Origin of the sequence: Nonomuraea sp. NPDC050643, from assembly GCF_040654715.1 — a bacterium.
Taxonomy (GTDB): domain Bacteria; phylum Actinomycetota; class Actinomycetes; order Streptosporangiales; family Streptosporangiaceae; genus Nonomuraea.
This window is the reverse complement of the sequence record NZ_JBFAIM010000048.1, coordinates 39,396-56,674: the sequence shown is the minus strand read 5'-3', so window position 1 is coordinate 56,674 and position 17,279 is coordinate 39,396. Positions and strand designations below refer to the sequence as shown.

At 70.6% G+C, this 17,279-nt stretch carries 19 protein-coding genes; 9 read left to right on the top strand and 10 right to left on the bottom strand.

Annotated elements, in window-relative coordinates; genetic code table 11:
- Positions 1-3 precede the first annotated feature (3 nt).
- The 5 genes from AB0I15_RS44260 to AB0I15_RS44240 form a co-directional block, all read right to left on the bottom strand.
- Entirely contained in the window at positions 4-441 is a 438-nt protein-coding gene (locus AB0I15_RS44260) for an STAS domain-containing protein (protein WP_358110372.1), read from the bottom strand.
- Positions 442-925: 484 nt separating this feature from the next.
- On the bottom strand, positions 926-2,287 hold the full coding sequence (locus AB0I15_RS44255; RefSeq protein ID WP_358110369.1) for an FAD-linked oxidase C-terminal domain-containing protein: 1,362 nt from the start codon (positions 2,285-2,287) through the stop codon (positions 926-928).
- A gap of 37 nt (positions 2,288-2,324) precedes the next feature.
- Entirely contained in the window at positions 2,325-4,226 is a 1,902-nt protein-coding gene (locus AB0I15_RS44250; RefSeq protein WP_358110366.1) for an AfsR/SARP family transcriptional regulator, read from the bottom strand.
- 180 nt (positions 4,227-4,406) lie between these two features.
- On the bottom strand, positions 4,407-4,970 hold the full coding sequence (locus AB0I15_RS44245) for an RICIN domain-containing protein (protein WP_358110364.1): 564 nt from the start codon (positions 4,968-4,970) through the stop codon (positions 4,407-4,409).
- A 131-nt stretch (positions 4,971-5,101) separates the two neighbouring features.
- On the bottom strand, positions 5,102-5,626 hold the full coding sequence (locus tag AB0I15_RS44240; protein WP_358110361.1) for a phospholipase: 525 nt from the start codon (positions 5,624-5,626) through the stop codon (positions 5,102-5,104).
- A gap of 311 nt (positions 5,627-5,937) precedes the next feature.
- On the opposite strand from AB0I15_RS44240, the gene AB0I15_RS44235 reads away from it, so the two are divergent.
- The 6 genes from AB0I15_RS44235 to AB0I15_RS44210 all read left to right on the top strand — a co-directional run bounded on the left by AB0I15_RS44235 (position 5,938) and on the right by AB0I15_RS44210 (position 10,366).
- On the top strand, positions 5,938-7,299 hold the full coding sequence (locus AB0I15_RS44235; RefSeq protein ID WP_358110358.1) for a carotenoid oxygenase family protein: 1,362 nt from the start codon (positions 5,938-5,940) through the stop codon (positions 7,297-7,299).
- A gap of 77 nt (positions 7,300-7,376) precedes the next feature.
- Positions 7,377-7,571 carry a CsbD family protein gene (locus AB0I15_RS44230; protein ID WP_358110355.1) on the top strand — a complete coding sequence of 65 codons (195 nt, stop codon included), beginning with the start codon at positions 7,377-7,379 and terminating at the stop codon, positions 7,569-7,571.
- Positions 7,572-7,990: 419 nt separating this feature from the next.
- Positions 7,991-8,479 (top strand): peptidase inhibitor family I36 protein, encoded by a 489-nt coding sequence (locus tag AB0I15_RS44225; RefSeq protein WP_358110352.1) that lies wholly within the window; start codon positions 7,991-7,993, stop codon positions 8,477-8,479.
- Positions 8,480-8,588: 109 nt separating this feature from the next.
- Positions 8,589-8,963 carry a hypothetical protein gene (locus AB0I15_RS44220; protein ID WP_358110349.1) on the top strand — a complete coding sequence of 125 codons (375 nt, stop codon included), beginning with the start codon at positions 8,589-8,591 and terminating at the stop codon, positions 8,961-8,963.
- 55 nt (positions 8,964-9,018) lie between these two features.
- Entirely contained in the window at positions 9,019-9,339 is a 321-nt protein-coding gene (locus AB0I15_RS44215; protein WP_358110346.1) for a hypothetical protein, read from the top strand.
- A 553-nt stretch (positions 9,340-9,892) separates the two neighbouring features.
- Positions 9,893-10,366, top strand: coding sequence for a hypothetical protein (locus AB0I15_RS44210; protein WP_358110343.1), 474 nt, complete (start codon positions 9,893-9,895; stop codon positions 10,364-10,366).
- Positions 10,367-10,443: 77 nt separating this feature from the next.
- On the opposite strand, the gene AB0I15_RS44205 is transcribed toward AB0I15_RS44210, so the two are convergent.
- The 3 genes from AB0I15_RS44205 to AB0I15_RS44195 form a co-directional block, all read right to left on the bottom strand.
- Complete coding sequence (locus AB0I15_RS44205) at positions 10,444-11,184, bottom strand: ABC transporter permease (RefSeq protein WP_358110340.1); 741 nt, start codon at positions 11,182-11,184, stop codon at positions 10,444-10,446.
- On the bottom strand, positions 11,177-12,058 hold the full coding sequence (locus AB0I15_RS44200; RefSeq protein WP_358110337.1) for an ABC transporter ATP-binding protein: 882 nt from the start codon (positions 12,056-12,058) through the stop codon (positions 11,177-11,179). The genes AB0I15_RS44205 and AB0I15_RS44200 overlap by 8 nt, the downstream gene beginning before the upstream one ends.
- Before the next feature lie 99 nt (positions 12,059-12,157).
- Positions 12,158-12,535 (bottom strand): DUF6069 family protein, encoded by a 378-nt coding sequence (locus AB0I15_RS44195; RefSeq protein ID WP_358110334.1) that lies wholly within the window; start codon positions 12,533-12,535, stop codon positions 12,158-12,160.
- 130 nt (positions 12,536-12,665) lie between these two features.
- Between AB0I15_RS44195 and AB0I15_RS44190 the strand changes: the two genes are divergently transcribed.
- The 3 genes from AB0I15_RS44190 to AB0I15_RS44180 all read left to right on the top strand — a co-directional run bounded on the left by AB0I15_RS44190 (position 12,666) and on the right by AB0I15_RS44180 (position 15,364).
- Positions 12,666-13,796 (top strand): histidine kinase, encoded by a 1,131-nt coding sequence (locus AB0I15_RS44190; RefSeq protein ID WP_358110331.1) that lies wholly within the window; start codon positions 12,666-12,668, stop codon positions 13,794-13,796.
- Positions 13,784-14,437 carry a response regulator transcription factor gene (locus AB0I15_RS44185; RefSeq protein ID WP_358110328.1) on the top strand — a complete coding sequence of 218 codons (654 nt, stop codon included), beginning with the start codon at positions 13,784-13,786 and terminating at the stop codon, positions 14,435-14,437. The genes AB0I15_RS44190 and AB0I15_RS44185 overlap by 13 nt, the downstream gene beginning before the upstream one ends.
- Before the next feature lie 633 nt (positions 14,438-15,070).
- Positions 15,071-15,364 carry a hypothetical protein gene (locus AB0I15_RS44180; protein WP_358110325.1) on the top strand — a complete coding sequence of 98 codons (294 nt, stop codon included), beginning with the start codon at positions 15,071-15,073 and terminating at the stop codon, positions 15,362-15,364.
- Here the strand turns inward: AB0I15_RS44180 and AB0I15_RS44175 are convergent.
- On the bottom strand, positions 15,342-16,130 hold the full coding sequence (locus AB0I15_RS44175) for a hypothetical protein (protein WP_358110322.1): 789 nt from the start codon (positions 16,128-16,130) through the stop codon (positions 15,342-15,344). The two genes, AB0I15_RS44180 and AB0I15_RS44175, sit on opposite strands and share 23 nt — an antisense overlap.
- A 182-nt stretch (positions 16,131-16,312) precedes the next feature.
- The gene (locus tag AB0I15_RS44170) at positions 16,313-16,594 is read right to left on the bottom strand and encodes a hypothetical protein (protein WP_358110319.1); all 282 of its coding nucleotides are present in this window, start codon (positions 16,592-16,594) and stop codon (positions 16,313-16,315) included.
- Between the last annotated feature and the right edge of the window lie 685 nt (positions 16,595-17,279).

Sequence of the window (17,279 nt, the reverse complement as noted above, 5' to 3'; positions counted from 1 at the left end):
CGCTCAGCCGGCCTGTCGTGTGGACGGCCGCGCCGTGGGCGGCCGGCCCGCCAGCAGCCCGGCCCTGACGGCCGGGACGGCGTCGGCCATGACGATGTGGTCGGCCAGGCTGGTGCGGCGCATCATGATCGAGCACACCCTCGGCGGCCGGGCCACGCCCAGGTCGCCGCCCTCGTTGCGCGCCTTCTTCCACACGGCCACGATCGCGCCCAGCCCCGAGGAGTCGAAGAACGCCACCTCGTCCAGGTCGAGCACGATGCGAGCGGCCACCAGGCCGCCGTCAACGGCCTCCAGCATCCAGTCACGTAGACCGGGCGCGCTGGTGAAGTCCATGTCGCCCTTGACGTGGAGGACCGAGCATCCGCCCGTGCTCTCCCCTTCCACCTGAAGCCGCGGCCCCCGCCAGGAGATCTCACGCTGTTCGCCCTCGATGATCCTCACCTCCGGTGAACAGTTCTCTACCCCGGGCCACTGCATGCACTCCCGTATCACCGGAACCGATCTCTCAAGGGACCTGGCAGGCGGGAGACATCGGGGGTCACCCTACCGGATCGAATGTGTAGGAGAAGGTCGTTTCCCCGCTTCAGGCGGGGCGCGGCGAGAGGGCGAGGAAGGCGGCGCGGACGAGCGCGGCCGACACGGCGCAGCAGCCAAGGGCGTCCTCAGGGGCCTCGCCGGCCTCTTGCTCTTTCCGGGTTTCCCGGGCTGGTCCGGATTCCCGGGCGGTACGTCGGCGGCCCGGCGAGCGACCTTGGACGCCCGCGGGTTCCGTACGGCGGAGGCGCACCTGTTTCTCCATTCGCGCAAGGACCGGCCCCGGCGGTGACGCGGGGCTTGACCCTGCCCAGCATGGACTCCGGCGCTCTCAGGACTCTCCGCACATTGTCACGATCTTCTCCTGCTCCCGCCCGTCGCCGGCACCTCCTCAGATGACCTTGCCGGGGTTGAAGATCCCGGCCGGGTCCAGCGCCGACTTGATCGCCCGGTGCAGCGCCAGCACGTCCTCGCCAAGTTCGGCGTGCATGCCGCGCCTCTTCAGCAGGCCCACCCCGTGCTCGCCGGTGACCGTGCCGCCGAGCGCGATGGCGTCGTCGAGGATCGCCTCGAACGCGCCCTGCGCCCGGGCGCGGGCCGCGTCGTCCCCGGCCGGTACGACGATCAGCGGGTGCAGGTTCCCGTCGCCCGCGTGCGCGATGTTGGCGATGTGCACGTCATGCGCCTTCGCGTGCCCCTCGATGCGGGCGAGCATCTCGGGCACCAGCCCGCGCGGCACGCACACGTCCTCGGTCAGCACCGGGCCGAGCCGTTCGAGCGCCGGGTAGGCGAGGCGGCGGGCGGAGAAGAGCGCCTCGGCCTCCTCGGCGTCGGTCGAGCGGGTGCTCCACGTGGCCCCGGCCCGGTCGAAGCACTCCTGCAGCGCGGCCGCCTCCCGCTCGTCGCCGGTGTCCACCCGGCCGAGCAGCAGGACGTCGCCGAGGTCGGCCAGCCCCATGTTCTTCCAGTCGTCCACGGCGCGCAGGCAGTAGCGGTCGACCAGTTCCAGCGCGGCGGGCGTGATCCCGGCCGCGGCCGCCGCCGCGACCCCTCTGCCCGCCGCCACCAGCGAGTCGAACGCGCCCACGATCGTCATCGGCGGGCTCTCCGGCAGCCGCAGCAGCCGCACGGTGATCTCCGTGATCACGCCCAGCGTGCCCTCGGAGCCGACGAACAGGGCGGCCAGGTCGTACCCCGCCACGCCCTTCCTGGTCCGGCGGCCGAGCCTGACCAGCTCGCCGGTGCCGGTCACGACCTGCAGGCCGAGGACGTAGTCGCGGGTGACGCCGTATTTGACGCAGCAGACGCCGCCCGCGTTGGTGGCCGCGTTGCCGCCGATGGTGGACCAGGGCGAGCTGGCCGGGTCGGGCGGGTACCACAGGCCGTGCTCGGCGACCGCCGCCCTGAGGTGGTCGTTGATCACTCCGGGCTGCACGACGGCGAGCTGCTCGCTCGCGTCGATCTCGAGGACGCGGTCCATGCCGTCGAGGGCCAGCAGCACGCAGCCGTCCACGGCGTTCGCGCCGCCGGACAGGCCCGTGCCCGCCCCTCTCGGCACGATCGGTACGCGGTGCGCGGCGCAGGCCGCCACCACCGCCCGTACCTGCTCGGCGTCCTGGGGCCGGACCAGCGCGAGCGGCCGGCCCGCGGGCGCCCAGGCGGCCTGGTCGCGGGAGTGGGCGGCGATGACGTCGGCGTCGGCGACGATCCGGCTCGGCGGCAGGATCTCGGACAGGACCTCGATGAAGGGCACGGGCAGCACGTTAACAACCCGTTCGGGGCGGGGCTCGTCACGGTTCGACGGCCGTGCCTGGGGCCGCCCTCGCCGCCGCGTCAGCCGCCGGATTCTCGGCCGCCGCCTTCTCCGCCGCGTAGGCGCGTAGGAGGGGGTGCAGGCCGTAGCGGCCGGCGGCGTGCTCCTCGACGACGTGGGCGGTGGCCAGCCGGCGCAGGAGGCGGGCCGCCGTGGCGGGGGCGGCGGCGATCAGGGTGGCGGCCTCCTGGGCGGTGACGTGCGCGGCGGGCAGGGGTCCGAGCCGCCGGAACAGGTTGCGGGCGTCTTCTTCCAGGGCCGCGTACGAGGCGTCGAACGCGGCCCTGACCCCGGTACGCGGATCGCCGTCCACGTCCAGGCCGCCGAGGGGGTCGGTGGCCAGGGTGGCGGCGTACTCGGTGGGGGTGGTGTGGGGGCGGGCGGCCAGGTTGGCGGCGGCGATGCGCAACGCCAGCGGAAGATTGCCGCACAGACGCGCCAGCTCCGCCCCCGGCGCCGCCGCGATCCCGTCGCCGCACGGGTGGGCCGGATCCGTTTGCGGTGCTGTGGGGAGGTGGTCGCCGATGAGGGCGGTGAGAAGGGCGTGGGCCTCGGGGTCGGACAGGACGTCGAGGGTCAGCGGCCGGGCGCCGTCGCGGGCGATCAGCCCGGTCAGGCGGTCGCGGCTGGTGACCAGGGCCAGGCAGCCGGGGCCGCCGGGCAGGAGGGGGCGTACCTGATCCGGGTCGCGGGCGTCGTCGAGCAGCACCAGCAGCCGCCTGCCGGTGAGGAGGCTGCGGTACAGGCCGCCGGCCTCGTGCACGTCGGAGGGCACCCGCCCCGCCGGTACGCCCAGCGCCCGCAGGAACCCGGCCAGCGCGTCGCCCGGCCGCACCGGGGTGCCGTAACCGCGCAGGCTCACGTAGAGCTGACCGTCGGGGAACCGGTCACGTACGCGGTGCGCCCAGTGCGTGGCCAGCGCCGTCTTGCCCACCCCGGGAGGGCCGGTCACCACGCACACCCCGGCGGCGCGGCCGTCCCCCGGGCGCAGCAGGGCGTCCAGGCGGGCGAGCTGCCCGGCACGGCCGGTGAAGTGCCCGACGGCGGCCGGTAGCTGCGCCGGGACAGGAGCGAAACTCCGACCAGGCTCGGGCCTCAGGGTCGGAACGGAGAGCGTGGCGGGGCCGCGCGGGGAGGGCGGAGCCAGGGTCTGGGTGAGGACGTCGCCCTGCAGCCGGCGCAGCTCCGGCCCCGGCTCCACGCCCAGTTCGGCGCAGAGCACCCTCCGCGCCCGCTGGTACGTCTCCAGCGCCTCGGCACGCCGGCCGCACCTGGCCAGGGCGGTCATCAGCAGGGCCCAGCGGCGTTCCCGCAGCGGCCCCTCCTCGGCCAGCCGGCGCAGCGCCTCCACCACCTCACCGTGCCGGCCCAGGTCGAGCAGGGCGCGCGCGTGCTCCTCCTCCGCGCCGAGACGAAGCTGTTCCAGGTACGTCACCCGCGCCGCGAGCGCCGGCGTCTCCGGCACGTCCGCCAGCGCGGCCCCCTGGCCCTGCCACAGGTTCAGTGCCCGGGACAGCCGCAGCGCCGCCACCTCGAGCCGCCCCGCCTGTGACTCCCTGCGGGCGGTCGCGAGCGAGCGTTCGAAGACGTCGGCGTCCACGTCGCCCTCGCCCGCGGTCAGCTCGTAGCCGCGTTCCCGGGTGACCAGCACATGACCGCCGAGCAGGCGGCGCAGCCGCATGACGTACGCCGCCACGGTGTTGGCCGTCGTCCTCGGCGGCCGGTCGCCCCAGATGGCGTCGGCGAGCTGATCCCTGCTGACGATGCGGCCCGCGTGCACCAGCAGCACCGCAAGGGCCACCCGCTGCTGCCCGGCGGCCACCCGCGTCCATCCGGCGCCGCCGCGTACCCGAAGCGGGCCCAGCATCCGGAATCGCATCTCGTCACCCCCTCTGGCAGGACCATCTCGAGGGTGACCGACCGCGTGCCGGGCGGACAGATCAGCGGCGATGCCCCATTGGCGGGCCTCCGCCAGGCGATTCATCCATCCGGGCCGGGCGCGCGAAGGAGCGGGCCGGAAGTCCGGCCCGCTCCTGTCGGGTGCCGCTGGACGCGCCGGTCAGGCGACGCGCCGCCAGGTCTGGAGCAGGGAGCCGTTGTCGGTCCAGATCTGGGCCTTGTTGGGGTCGTCCCAGCGCGGCTCCATCGAGATGGGCTTCTCCCGCTTGTTCTGCGCGCGGACGCTCATGATCTTCTGGCTGGAGTCGTCGCCGCGGAAGTACCAGAGCTGGGAGTCGGTGTTGTAGCACGACCACTGGTGGACGCGGGTGCCGCTGCGGGTGCTCCGCTCGGACAGGTCGACGCACTTGTCGGTGACCTTGCTGCGGATGCGGAAGGCGGTCACGGTGCCGTACAGGGTGCACTGGCCGAGGTTCCACCAGGCGTCGTCGACGCAGACGAGGACGCTGCCCATGTTCTCGACCCGCCACCGCTGGCCGTCGGTCCCGTCGCACGGGTAGTGGCCGATCCAGGCGCCGTCGTGGGCGGCGGATCCGACGAGGGTGAGGCAGTTGTCGAGCTGGGCGTTGCGGAACTGGAAGTAGTCGACCGCGTTGGCCGGCGACGCGGGCCAGGCGACCAGGCCGCCGGCGAGGAGCACGAGTATCGCGAGAACGCGCTTCATCCGGGTTTCCTCCTTGGATCGGTTGATCGTTGCGGAGATCACCTGGACGGTACGGCGGCGCGTTGACGCCGTGATGACTCGGCGATGAGGCGCGGGGACGCCCGGGGCCACGCCGGGCGTCCCCGCCCGCCTCACGCGTTCTGGGCGTTCAGTTCGGCCTCCCGCTTGACCTCCTGGATCTGCTCGTCGGTGACGACGACGCTGCCGAACTGGCGGACGGCCTGGTAGTACGTCCAGGCGAGCCCGTCACAGGTGGCCTTGGAGATTCCCGAGTATCCGGCGCACACCTGCCGCATATCGAAGTAGAACGCGTTGTCGATACGGTCCTTGTTCGCCGGGAATTGGCTGACCGCCTTGTAGTTGCGATAACCGAAGTCGTGCCGCCTGCACGACATTCGGAAATCGAATCCGAGCGGCTGGTCGGGACTGCTCGAGCACAGGTCGGTCGACCAGTCGAAGGTGTAGTCCGCCCATGCCGCCTGGTTCTGCCAGGCGTCCCGCCAGGAGGTGGCGCTGGGGGTCGTGGGCTGGGTGAACCCGGAGAGCGCGGCGAGCTTCTGCTCCAGGGTGACCGCGTGGGCCGGCGACGCGAACGCGAGGACGGCGATGAGGACGAGGGCGACGGAGGTGAGCGTCGCGAGGGATCGTCTGACCATGAGAACCTGCTTCTCCTGCCCGGGGCCAGATACATGTCGCGGCCAGGTTCGCCCGACGTCCTTACGATGAAGCGAAATAACGGCGAACGCGAAGCAGATCTTGCTCAATTTCGGGGCGAGAGTTTACGGAGGACGGCCCTTTACATCATGTCGGGATCATGTCAGGAGAGCTGTCAGCAATAGTCCCATTATGCAGGGTAATTTCCCCCGGCCCGTCCCGGCTGACGGCGCCGGAAAAGACAAGACTGTTTCTCGGGCGATCCTCCCGGCATCCTGGCGCGGCCGGACTCGAACGACGGAGGACACCGCAGATGACGACCGCGCACAACACCGGCCTGCCTCTTCACCTGGCGGGCAACAACGCACCGGTCACCGAGGAGGTGACCGTGGAGCCGGCGGAGGTGATCGGCGCCATCCCCGAGGAGCTGAACGGGGTGTATCTCCGCAACGGGCCCAATCCGCGTACGGGCTGGTCGCCGCATTTCTTCGCGGGCGACGGCATGGTCCACGCCGTGGCGCTGGAGGGAGGGCGGGCCCGCTGGTACCGCAACCGGTACGTGCGCACCCCGCTCTACGAAAACCCGGCCACGCCCCGCTTCGACCCGGCCACCGGGCGGTTCGACCACCGGGTCTCCACGGCCAACACCCACCTGGTCGCCCACGCGGGCCGGCTGCTGGCCCTGGAGGAGGGCGGCTTCCCGTACGAGCTGACCCCCGACCTGGACACGGTCGGCCCGTACACCTTCGGGGGCGCGCTGCGGACCCCGATGACCGCCCATCCCAAGATCTGCCCGCGCACCGGGGAGCTGCTGTTCTTCGGCTACCGGCTACGGCCGCCGTACCTGACCTACTACCGGGCCGCGCCCACCGGCGAACTGCTGCAGGCCGAGCAGGTGACGGTGCCGAGGGCGACGATGATGCACGACTTCGCCGTCACCGAGAACCATGTGATCTTCATGGACCTGCCCGTCGTGTTCGACCTGGCGATGGCCACGGCCGGCGGGATGCCGTGGCGGTGGGACGACGGGCACGGCGCCCGGTTCGGGGTGATGCGCCGGGACGGCGGCCCGGTCCGCTGGTTCGAGGTCGAGCCGTGCTACGTGTGGCACACGATGAACGCCTCCGAGACCGGCGGCGTGGTCACGGTCACCGGCTGCCGGGTGCCGACGCTCTGGCGCGGCGGCCCCGAAGACCTCGGCGGCGGACTGCCCGCCCTGCACGAATGGCGGCTGCACCTGGCCACCGGCACGGCCACCGAGCGGCCGCTCGACGACGCCCCGATCGAATACCCGAGGGTCGCCGACGCCGAGGTCGGCCGCCCGTACCGCTACGGCTACGTGACCGGCTTCTCCCTGGAGGCCGAACCCGAACGCTCGGAGATCCACAAATACGACCTCACGCGGGGCGCGGCCCGCACCACCCACCGCCTGCCCGCCGGTCACGTCTGCGGCGAGGCCGTCTTCGTCCCCCGCCGAACCGAGGCAGCGGAGACTCCCGCGGACGACGACGGCTATCTGCTGGCCTTCTGCCACGACCGCTCCCGCGGCACCGGCTACCTCGCCGTCCTGGACGCCGCCGACCTGTCGGCCCGGCCGGTGGCGGAGGTGCACCTGCCGGTCCGCGTCCCCACAGGCTTCCACGGCACCTGGGCCGCCACGCCCCCTCAGCGTTAGCCGGCCGCTCCACGTTTTCGCCCTTCCTGGTCGGAAAGTACAAGGGCTCGCGTGAATACGAGCAGGAGGGCATGAACATGGGCACCGACGACAAGATCCGCAACAAGGCCCAGGAACTCAAGGGACGGGCGAAGAAGAACATCGGCGACGCCACCGACGATGAGGACCTGCGCGCCGAAGGGCGTGCCGACCAGGCCGAGGGTGGCCTGAAGCAGGCCGGCGAGAAGGTCAAGGACGCCGGGAAAAAGGTCAAGGACGCCTTCAAGAAGTGACGTCCCACTCCGGCCGCGAACCACCCCGGGCCGGGCCCGGCAGGCCCCGAAAGCGGGTCTGCCGGGGCCGGGCCCCGCGGGCTGCGGCCCCATTCGAAGCCATCCGGCCGGGCGTCCGGAGCGTGCGGCACATCGAAAACGCGCCATCCCACGCCCTCGATCTTTCCTTGCGACCGGCGCGGACACCCCCCCGCACGGATAACGCCCCGGGCACGGATATCCGCCAGTGACAGGCATCCGCCACTGCGCCGGAATAAGCCCTGAGATTTCGCCCCTTCAAGCCTTCGTATCCAGCGCCCGGGACAGGCGGAGACGCCCGCCCGTGTATTCACCACGCTGGTTGGCCGGTCCGGCTGCAATGTCCGGCTAATGCCCTGCGCCCGCCCTGGTCGGGTTCATTCCGACGGCTGAGAATTGGCATGTCCAAGACAGGGTGGCCGGCTCACCGAAGTGCTCGGGCCGGAGTCCGGCCGGCCCCTGGCCACCGAGGATCGTGGCCATGCGGTCTCAGCGAAGGGCAGCCTTTCATGAAAAGATCACGCGCCGCCGCGGCTCTGCTCATCACCTCAGTACTCGTGGGCGTTTTCGCCACGGCCTCCCCCGCCTCCGCCGAACCGAGCCCGGACGACTGCCCCCCGGGGAACTTCTGCGCCTGGAGCGATTGGGGCCAGGAGGGCAGGCTCGTGGTGAAGACCACAGGCACATGGTTCGGCAGGGAAAGTTATCGGTCCTTCTTCAACAATGGCGTCCGTTTCCCCGGAGCCGACCATGTCGATATCACCTCTCTCTACGCGAACGGCCAGCGGCACACCCAGTGCATTCACTACAACCCGGGTCCTGGCCTCTACAAAGGGGACGTGCCCACGGCGACGGTCCTGGAGAGCGTAAGGTGGCGCGGCGAATGCTGACCGATCTCTGAGCCGCCGGATTCGAGCCGTCCGGAAAATGTCGCCGGGCGAAATCGGAAATCGTCCCGACGATGCCCTTTACCTGATCCACATGAAAGGAAGTCATCGTATGCGATTACTGCGCAAACTGGCGACGGTCGTGGTGGCGGGTGCGGCCGTGGTGGCCACATTGGCCACGCCGGCCCAGGCCGCCGGAGGGACGAAATACTGCCCGGTGACCGGCACCTTGGAGCCGTGGTGCGACCTTCAGCTCTATCCGACGCGATTCCCTGGCGGGACCATCTCGATCGACGTCGACGTGACCGGGCCCAATCCCGTCGTCGGGCACTGGACCCTCTACATCGACGGCGGTTCCGTATGCGGGGCGGACTTCGCCTACAGTGACCCACCCCGGTCGTGGGTCTGCAGAAACGTGCGGGCCGGTTACCCCACTCTCTCGGTGCCAAGAGGTTACGAGGCTGCACGGATCGGTCTGCGCTGGTGATGACGGCCGTACCGTGCTGCCGCCCCCGCCAGGTCCCTTCACGAAAGGTCGGACAATGATGAGACGGGCCACGAAATGGGTGCCGCTCATGGGCATCGCCATCGCGCTCGCTGCCGGGCCCCTGACGGCGGCGCCGGCTTCGGCCTCCGCCGCTGACTGCGTCATCAACCCCTACAAGGACCGGATACCGCCCGAGGTGCACGTCCGCTGCGCCACGACCGGGCCGTACAAGGCGATCGCCCTCTGCTCCAACCAGTTCTACAAGGACAAGTGGTTCGAGTCGCCCTGGACCAACGCCGGTTCCTGGGCGCAGGTGGCCTGCCCGCTGGCATACACGCTGACGGGCTGGGGAAAACAGGGCGGCGGCAGCGCCTGACCATGGCCCCTGGCGTACTGCGGGGGATGAGGGCCGGCGGCGCGATCAGGAGCGACGGCTTCCGTGATCGCCCGCCGGCCCGGGCGGGAGGCCGTGGCGGGGGGGAGCTAACCCACGGGCACCGGCTGCTCCGCCTCAGCCACGATCGGCGGTTTGGTCCGCTTCTTCTCCTTGCGGTTCTCGACCATGGTGTACAACGTTGGAATGCACACCCATGCCAAACCTGTAATGGTGATGTGATCTGACACCCTCTTCCCCGTCGTCCCGGGGTGGTGCCTGGGTGATCCACATCTCGCTAGCCGATCCGCTAGCCCCGTTTTCCGCACGTGAGTGATTTTCAGCGGAGGTCTCGTGGATCGATGTCGAGGAGGTCCAGGAGATGGAGTTGGAGGTCGGTGGGTTGCGGGATGGTCGGGGGTGATTGGCCGGTACCCCGGATGAGCCGGATGCGGGCCGGCGCGTCGAGGACGAGCTTGCCGGTGGGAACGGCGGACCGTCCGGCGTAAGGCGGGCTCCTCCCTGTAGCTCCATCAGGAAGGAGTCCGCCTTTCTCATGCCCAAGTTCAACACCGCAGCCGCCCGCCCGCCTGTGACCAGCCCCATCAAGGCCAGCACCACAGCCACCGGCCGCACCCACGAGGGCGGCGCCGGCTTCGGCCGCAACGCCAAGAGCGAACTTTTCATGGTGGCGATCACCAACATGGTGGGCGAGAACACCTACTACGAGCAGGACAGCGACCGTGACGCACGGTTCGTCAACCTGATCCGGATCGTCGCCGTCGAGGATTTCGACTGGCTGACCCGCTTCCTGCCTTGGCTCCGCTCCGAAGCCAACATGCGTTCCGCGCCAATCCAGGCCGCGCTGGAAGCCGTCCGCGCCCGTCTCGCTGGCGGAAATCGCCAACTCGTCGCCTCGGTCCTGCACCGCGCCGACGAGCCCGATGGTCATCTTGGGTTCTTGGCTTCTTCTCGCAGGTCAGAGCGATATGATCTTGTCAGGCACGTAAGGCACGTTGACCGGCATTGAAGCCATGTTGCAACGAAGGCGTGCCCGGGTGTTCGGCACCCTTCTCACCGCACTGTACGTGCCTGCCGGGAAACGGATCAGGAGAAGCGGCGGCCCTCGTCTCGGCGGTAGGCCCAGGTGGCGGCGGCCGCGGCGAGAATGGTCCAGGCCGCGAAGGCGGCCAGGGAGACGGGGGAGGGGGTGCGGCCCGCCACCGCGGCCCACGTGAGTTCGATCGCGCCACGGCTGGGCACGAACGGCGCCAGGGACTGCACGAAACGCGGCATGACCTCCAGCGGCATCAGCAGCCCGCCCAGCACCGCGATCGGGAAGTACGCCACCTGCGACACCGCGATCGCCGCCTTGGACGACACCGCGTACCCGATGAACAAACCCATCAGCATGAACGGCACAGAGCCCGCCAGCAGCGCGCCGATGCCCAGCGCCAGGCGGAGCGGGGAAATGACGGCGGCGGTGAGGAAGGCCGAGATGAGCAGGACCGGCACCACCGACAGCAGCATGCTGGCCATCGTGGTCAGGATGCGGCCGGCGAAGCGGGGCAGCGGGCCGGCGGGCAGCGTGCGCAGGTAGGGGTCCCAGGGCTGCTCGCGGTCCTGTGCCACGCTGATGCTCAGCCCGATCAGCGCCGCCGACATGGCGCCGAACAGCATCATCGCGGCCGTCGCCGACGTGGCGCTCGCCGGGTCGGCGCCGGTGAAGGGCACCACGAACGCCAGCATCGCGGCCGCGGGGAAGAACGCGCTGGCCACCAGCGCGATCGGGACGCGCAGCTGCTCCAGGAACTGGTAGCGGGTGTGGGTGAGGATGAGGTTAGACACGTGCCTCCTCCTTGGCGGTGATGGTGATGAAGGCCTCTTCCAACGAGGTCGGCCGCACCTGCAGGTCGGCGAAGGCCGTCCCGGTGCGTACCAGTTCGGTGACCAGCAGGTCGGAGTCGGTGGTGAGCAGGTGCACCCGGCCGTCCTCGATCGAGCTCCGCAAGATCCCGGGCAGATCGGGTACGGCCGGCGCCGCGAAGGAGACCCGGCGCACGCCCACCACGTCGCGCACGGCCTTTACGGTGCCGTCGGCCAGCACCCGGCCCCGGCCGACCACGACCACCCGCTGCGCCAGCGCCTCGATCTCCTCCAGGTAGTGGCTGGTCAGCACCACGGTGCCGCCGTCGGTGTGGAAGCTCCTGATGCCCTCCCACAGGGTTCGCCTGGCCTCCACGTCCAGCCCGGTGGTGGGTTCGTCGAGGAAGACCACGCGCGGGTTGCCGGCGAAGGCCAGCGCCACCGCCAGGCGGCGCTTCTGCCCGCCGGACAGCCCGCCGATCTGCCGCTTGGCCAGGTCGGCCAGCCTGAACCGCTCCAACAGGTCTGCCTTATCCCGGTGTTTCGGGTGATGGGCGGAGACGAAGGAGATGATCTCGCCCACCTTGAGCGCGTCCGGCAATCCCGTCTCCTGGGGCGTCACCCCGATGCCCCGTCGTACGGCGGGGTCGGCAGGCGAGCCGCCGAGCAGTTCCACCGTGCCCGACGTCGGTCGGCGCAGCCCTACGAAGAGGTTGATGAGGGTGGACTTGCCGGCGCCGTTCGGGCCGAGCAGCCCGACCAGTTCGCCCGCCCTGATGTCAAGCGAGACGCGGTCGAGCGCGAGCACGTCACCGTAGCGGCGGGTGGCCTCGATCGCTCTGGCGAGGACGGTCATGTCATGTCTCCTGTGCGGTGTCAGCGTTGTCCAGCGGGGTGCGAATGGTCGTGGGCGGGCCGCCCGCGCCCGGTTGGCGGGTGACGGGCCCGGGCGGGTTCATCGCCGTACCAGCCCCAGGACGAGCACGGTGCCGACGACCAGGTGCATCAGGACCAGCACCAGCATCGTGGCGATGCCGACGGCGCTGCCGATCGGCCCGAGCAGGGACAGGACGAGTACGGCCAGGGCGACGATCGTCCAGATCCGGGCAGACCGAGACGCGAACCGCTCCAGGACGACCAGCAGCGCCCAGCCCGTCAGCCCGACCAGCAGGCTCGCCACCAGGACCGATCCCGGTCCGATCTGCTGCGTGCCGGCGCCCATGCGCACGGTCGGAGTGGTTCCGGCGACCGGCACGGCCAGGGTCCAGACGGCCAGGGCGGCCGCGGGGGCGCCGACGACGGTGAGGAGGATTCGCTTGGCTGAGGTGTTCATGCCCGTCAGCTTCGCCCGGTCGCCCGATCCGCCGCATCGGGCGCACGGTCGCTCTGTGTTCTCCCCCGGTGCGGTACGGGTCCTACTTTGGTAGGTATGGCGCCAGCGAACCGGCGATTACCCTGACCCGGTGAGCAAGATCCGACCCTCGCACCCGATCGCGATGGCCAGCGTGGTCCTCGGGATGGGTGGCCTGAGCGCCCTCACGCTGTGGAGCCTGGCCGGCGGGCCCATGTGGGGACTGGACGTCGTCGTCGCGGCGGTGAGCCTGGTCGCGGCGCTCGCCCAGCTGTCGTGGCCGACCTCGGGAGCGCTGGCCGCCACCCTCCTGGCCACCCTTTCGCCCGTGGCCACTGCGGCGGCGACGATGGGGGCGCTGCAGGTGGCCCAGCGCAGGCGCTTCCCCGTCGCGGCGGCGGTGGCGGCCGTGGGCGTCGCGGCCCACGTGATCCAGGGGCTGTGGCGGCCGAACTCCGGCATCTCCCAGCAATGGTGGTTACTGCTGATCTGCGCCTCCTACGGCGCGCTGCTCGGCTGGGGCGCGCTGGCCCGCTCCCGCCGCACCCTGCTCATCTCCCTGCACGAGCGTGCCGACCGCGCCGAGGCCGAGCAGGGCAGGCGGGTCGCCGAGGCCCGCATGGCCGAACGCCGCCGGCTCGCCGGGGAGATGCACGACGTGCTGGCCCACCGCCTGTCCCTGGTGGCCACCCACGCGGGGGCACTGGAATACCGCCCGGACTCCTCCCCCGAGCAGCTCGCCCGGGCCGCCGGGGTGATCCGCACCGGGGTCCACCAGGCGCTGGAGGAGCTCCGCCAGGTGATCAGCCTGCTGCGCGAGCAGGACGACCACCTGGACGAGCTGGAACCCCAGCCGGCGCTGGCCGACCTGCCCGGCCTGATCGCCGACGCGCGGGAGGCCGGCCAGGAGGTGCGGCTCCGCGAGGAGGTCACCGACGAGGGCGCCTGGCCGCAGGCCGCGTCCCGGACCGCCTACCGCGTCGTCCAGGAGGGGCTCACCAACGCCCGCAAACACGCCCCCGGCCAACCGGTGGACGTGCTGCTGCGCGGCGCTCCCGGGACGCCCCTGCTGATCGACATCCGCAACCCGCTGGCCCCGGCCGGCGCCGCCCCACTGGCGCCCGGCAGCGGCCTCGGCCTGGTCGGGCTCACCGAGCGGGTACGGCTGGCCGGCGGGAAGCTGGATCACCACAGCGCTGAGGGGGAGTTCCGGCTCCAGGCCCGGCTACCATGGCCCGCGTGATCCGCGTGTTACTGGTCGACGACGATGCCCTGGTCCGAGCAGGGCTGTCCATGATGCTGGACGGCGCTGCCGGTATCACGGTCGTCGGCGAGGCGGCCGACGGCCAGGAGGCGATCACGGCCACCGACGCCCACGCCCCCGATGTCGTCCTGATGGACCTGCGGATGCCGCGGGTGGACGGCATCATCGCCACCCGCCGGCTGCGCGCCCGTGCCCGCCCGCCTGAGGTGATCGTGCTGACCACGTTCGACACCGACGAGAACGTCCTGCACGCCCTCCGCGCGGGCGCTGCCGGGTTCCTGCTGAAGGACACCCCGCCGCCGCGGATCGTGGAGGCGGTCACCCGGGTCGCCGCGGGCGATCCGATCCTGTCCCCGCGCATCACCCGTCGGTTGATGGAGCGCACCGTCGCGCAGGTCGGCGCCTATGAGCGGGCCCGTGCCGCGCTGGCCGCCCTCACCCCTCGCGAGCACGAGGTGGCCCTGGCGATCGCGCGCGGCCAGACGAACGCCGACATCGCCGCGGGCCTGTCCATGGGCATCACGACCGTGAAGGCGCACGTCTCCAGCATCCTCACCAAGCTCGGTATGGACAACCGCACCCAGATCGCGATCCTCGCCCACGACGCGGGCCTGAGCTGACCAGCCTGAAGCGAAGCAAGCGCCTGTATCACCTCATCTCCGCGTAGAACCACGTAGAACCACACTGTCCTACCTGGAGAGCCTGGGGATGCCCTCCGGCGAGGCGGCCTCGCCTCGCCGACCTCGTCCCGCTCGTACTGGTAGCGCGAATACGTCTCGATCACCTCGCGCTCCACCGGGATCGCCCGAGGCTGCCGCTCCTTGGCGAACGCGCCGTTGGCGTTCAGCCGCCGAGGGACGTGAACGTGCGGCCCTTCGTGCCGACAGCCCAGCACCCGGGAGTCCGGCAGCAGATGCATGTCCTTGCGGCGCCGGCCCAGCGCCTCACCGAGTCTCCTGCCCGTTTCTGCCAGGAGCTGGATCAGGAAGGCGTCGCGGGCGTGCCGGGCCAGGCCGAGCAGCACGCCGATCTCCTCATCCGACAGCCACTCATAGCCCGGGACCGCGACCCGGAACTTGATCGTGCGGGCCATCACCGTTCGGTTCTGGCCGTCTTCGCCCGCCTCGAACCCCGTGGGCAGGTAGCGCAGATACTGCGGCTGGGTCAGGGCGTTGACCAGCGTCGGCGGCACCCATCCCGGCAGGCTGCACCACGACAGGAACTCCCCGACCGTCCCCATGATCTTGTTCGCCATGTCTTCGCTGCGATACCGCGCCGTCGCTCCCGGCCTGCGCGAGCGCGGCCGCATCGGCTCGTCCACCAGCCACCGCATCATCGCCATCTGCTGCGGCAGGCTCGGGCTCGACCAGTCCACTCCGTGCCCCGTGCAGTACGACAAGTACAAGGCGATCCCGGCCGAAGGCGCGCGACATCTCGGCATCGTCGATCACGAACACGGTCCGCCGTGTCCGCCCGACGACACTGCGGCCTGCACCACCACTGTGGCGGTGCAGGCCGCGCGGCTCAGCGGGTCCACGGCCCGATGATCCCGTCCTGATATTTGCCGTAGAAAGTGAGAAGCCCGATCCGGAATCCCCACGCTTCCAGCATGGCGGTGGTGATGGGCGAGACGTGCGTGGGGTCCATCGCCAGGACATCCCACACCTCCGGATTCGGCGTCGTCACCACAACCCCTTTCGTCACCTGCCCGCGCGGCATCTCGTGCTCGTCGATGTACGCCAAGGGGTTCACGATCAGCCCGGCTGGGGCTGCCGGAGTTCGCGGGGCCGGGAACTCCGGCGCGGGCTGCGTGCCCGACCCGCCCTCAGCGGTCGAGCCGCCGGCGATGCCGGCCGTGCGGCGGGCCAACCGCAGGTCCCGTTCCAGCAGCCGGTCATTCAGGACCAGGTTGCCGCCGATGACGCCGTCCTTGTCCCTGGTCACCGTGAGCTGACGGATCCGCAGCGACTCCATGGCCCCGGCCTCGGCGGGGGCGAGAATCCGGTCGCCTGGACGGTAGTCACGCCACGACAGCCATCGCGCAGTGTACGGGCTGATCTGGCGGATGCGCTGGATCCGCTCGTGCCCGGCCCGCAGCAGCACCGCCTCGGCGAGCAACTGCGCGGTCCCCGGATCGGAGACGCCGCCCTGGCCGATGTAGGTCTCCCACCTCCCCCACGGCTCGTACGCGCCGCCGTTGTGGAACGACGCGCGGAACCCGTCCTCCCCCACCACCAGGGCCGCGCTGGCCAGATCCTCGAACGTGCCGACGTCGGGGGCCTGCACCACGTCGCGACCGAACCGCACATCCACCGGCGCGGGACCGGTTGCCCAATCGCGCGAGCTTGCTGTCTGGGTTGAACACCTGCAGCGTCCGCCCGCTCATGCGAAAGTCGCACACACCCTGCTCGGCGAGGTTGATGAGCGTAGTGAGGGCATCGAGGCCGGGCCGGTAGTAGATCGTGAGGATCTGCGCCCATGGCTGTCCCGCGCTGTCACATGGCCAGCCCGGTCTCGTCGACCTGGTCGGCGCGCCGCCGGATCAGCGGGAATCGACCGTCAGGCGGCTCCGTCCACATCAGCCCGTCTTCCGACCATTCAACGGCCAATTCGCACGGCTGCGCGAGCAGGCCGGCGCCGAGGGCGTGACGGCTGTACTTCAGCGTCATCGCGGGCAGGTCGTTCAGCGGATGCCCGGTCTGGACCGACAGCGGATGCGGCAGCAAACCCAGGCGGTCACCGTTGGGAGCGTAGGCGATGAGACGGACGCCGAACACCTGGTTGCCTCCTTCCAGCGGCCGGAGCGTCTACAGGGCTCGTGTCTTGGGGCGACGCAGGTGCTGAGCTACCAGCAGTTGACCAGTGCCTTTCGGCGGACGCCGAAAAACACTTCCCACGTGACGAACGCACGACGATGCTTCGGACGCGAACACCTTGCAACGCCGAAACACACCCCTACGACTTCAGGTGAGTCGTGATCCGCGAGCGCCGAAGTCAGCGGCACGCGCCGATGAGATCAAGGTCGGCGCTCTACTGCATCCCGTGGAGGATACGAGATGAACGTTGTTCGAATGGCGGCGCGTGTGGGAACGGCTGCCGTTCTAGTGGCCGGCGCCACAGTCCTGAACACGACACCGGCGAGTGCCGTTCCCAACCTATGCACCATCCCCAATGCTGTCGCGACGTGGGGCCCAGGCGGAGGTTCCTGGACACGGTGTACCGCGGGAACGGGCTACTACAGGGTGAGAATTACCTGTGCCGAAACTCCGTCATCCACCTGGTACTACTTCTACCGAGGGGACTGGTTCTGGGTTGGATCAGGGTCAAGTTCCGTGAGGTACTGCCCGCCTACCCAGTACTACATCACTGGCGGCGTCGAGCTGCAGTAGCTGTCGACATGGCTACAAGTAGGAGCGGCGCGCCCGGATCGCGAGAGCTGACGCGGCCGACGTGCCCAACGCC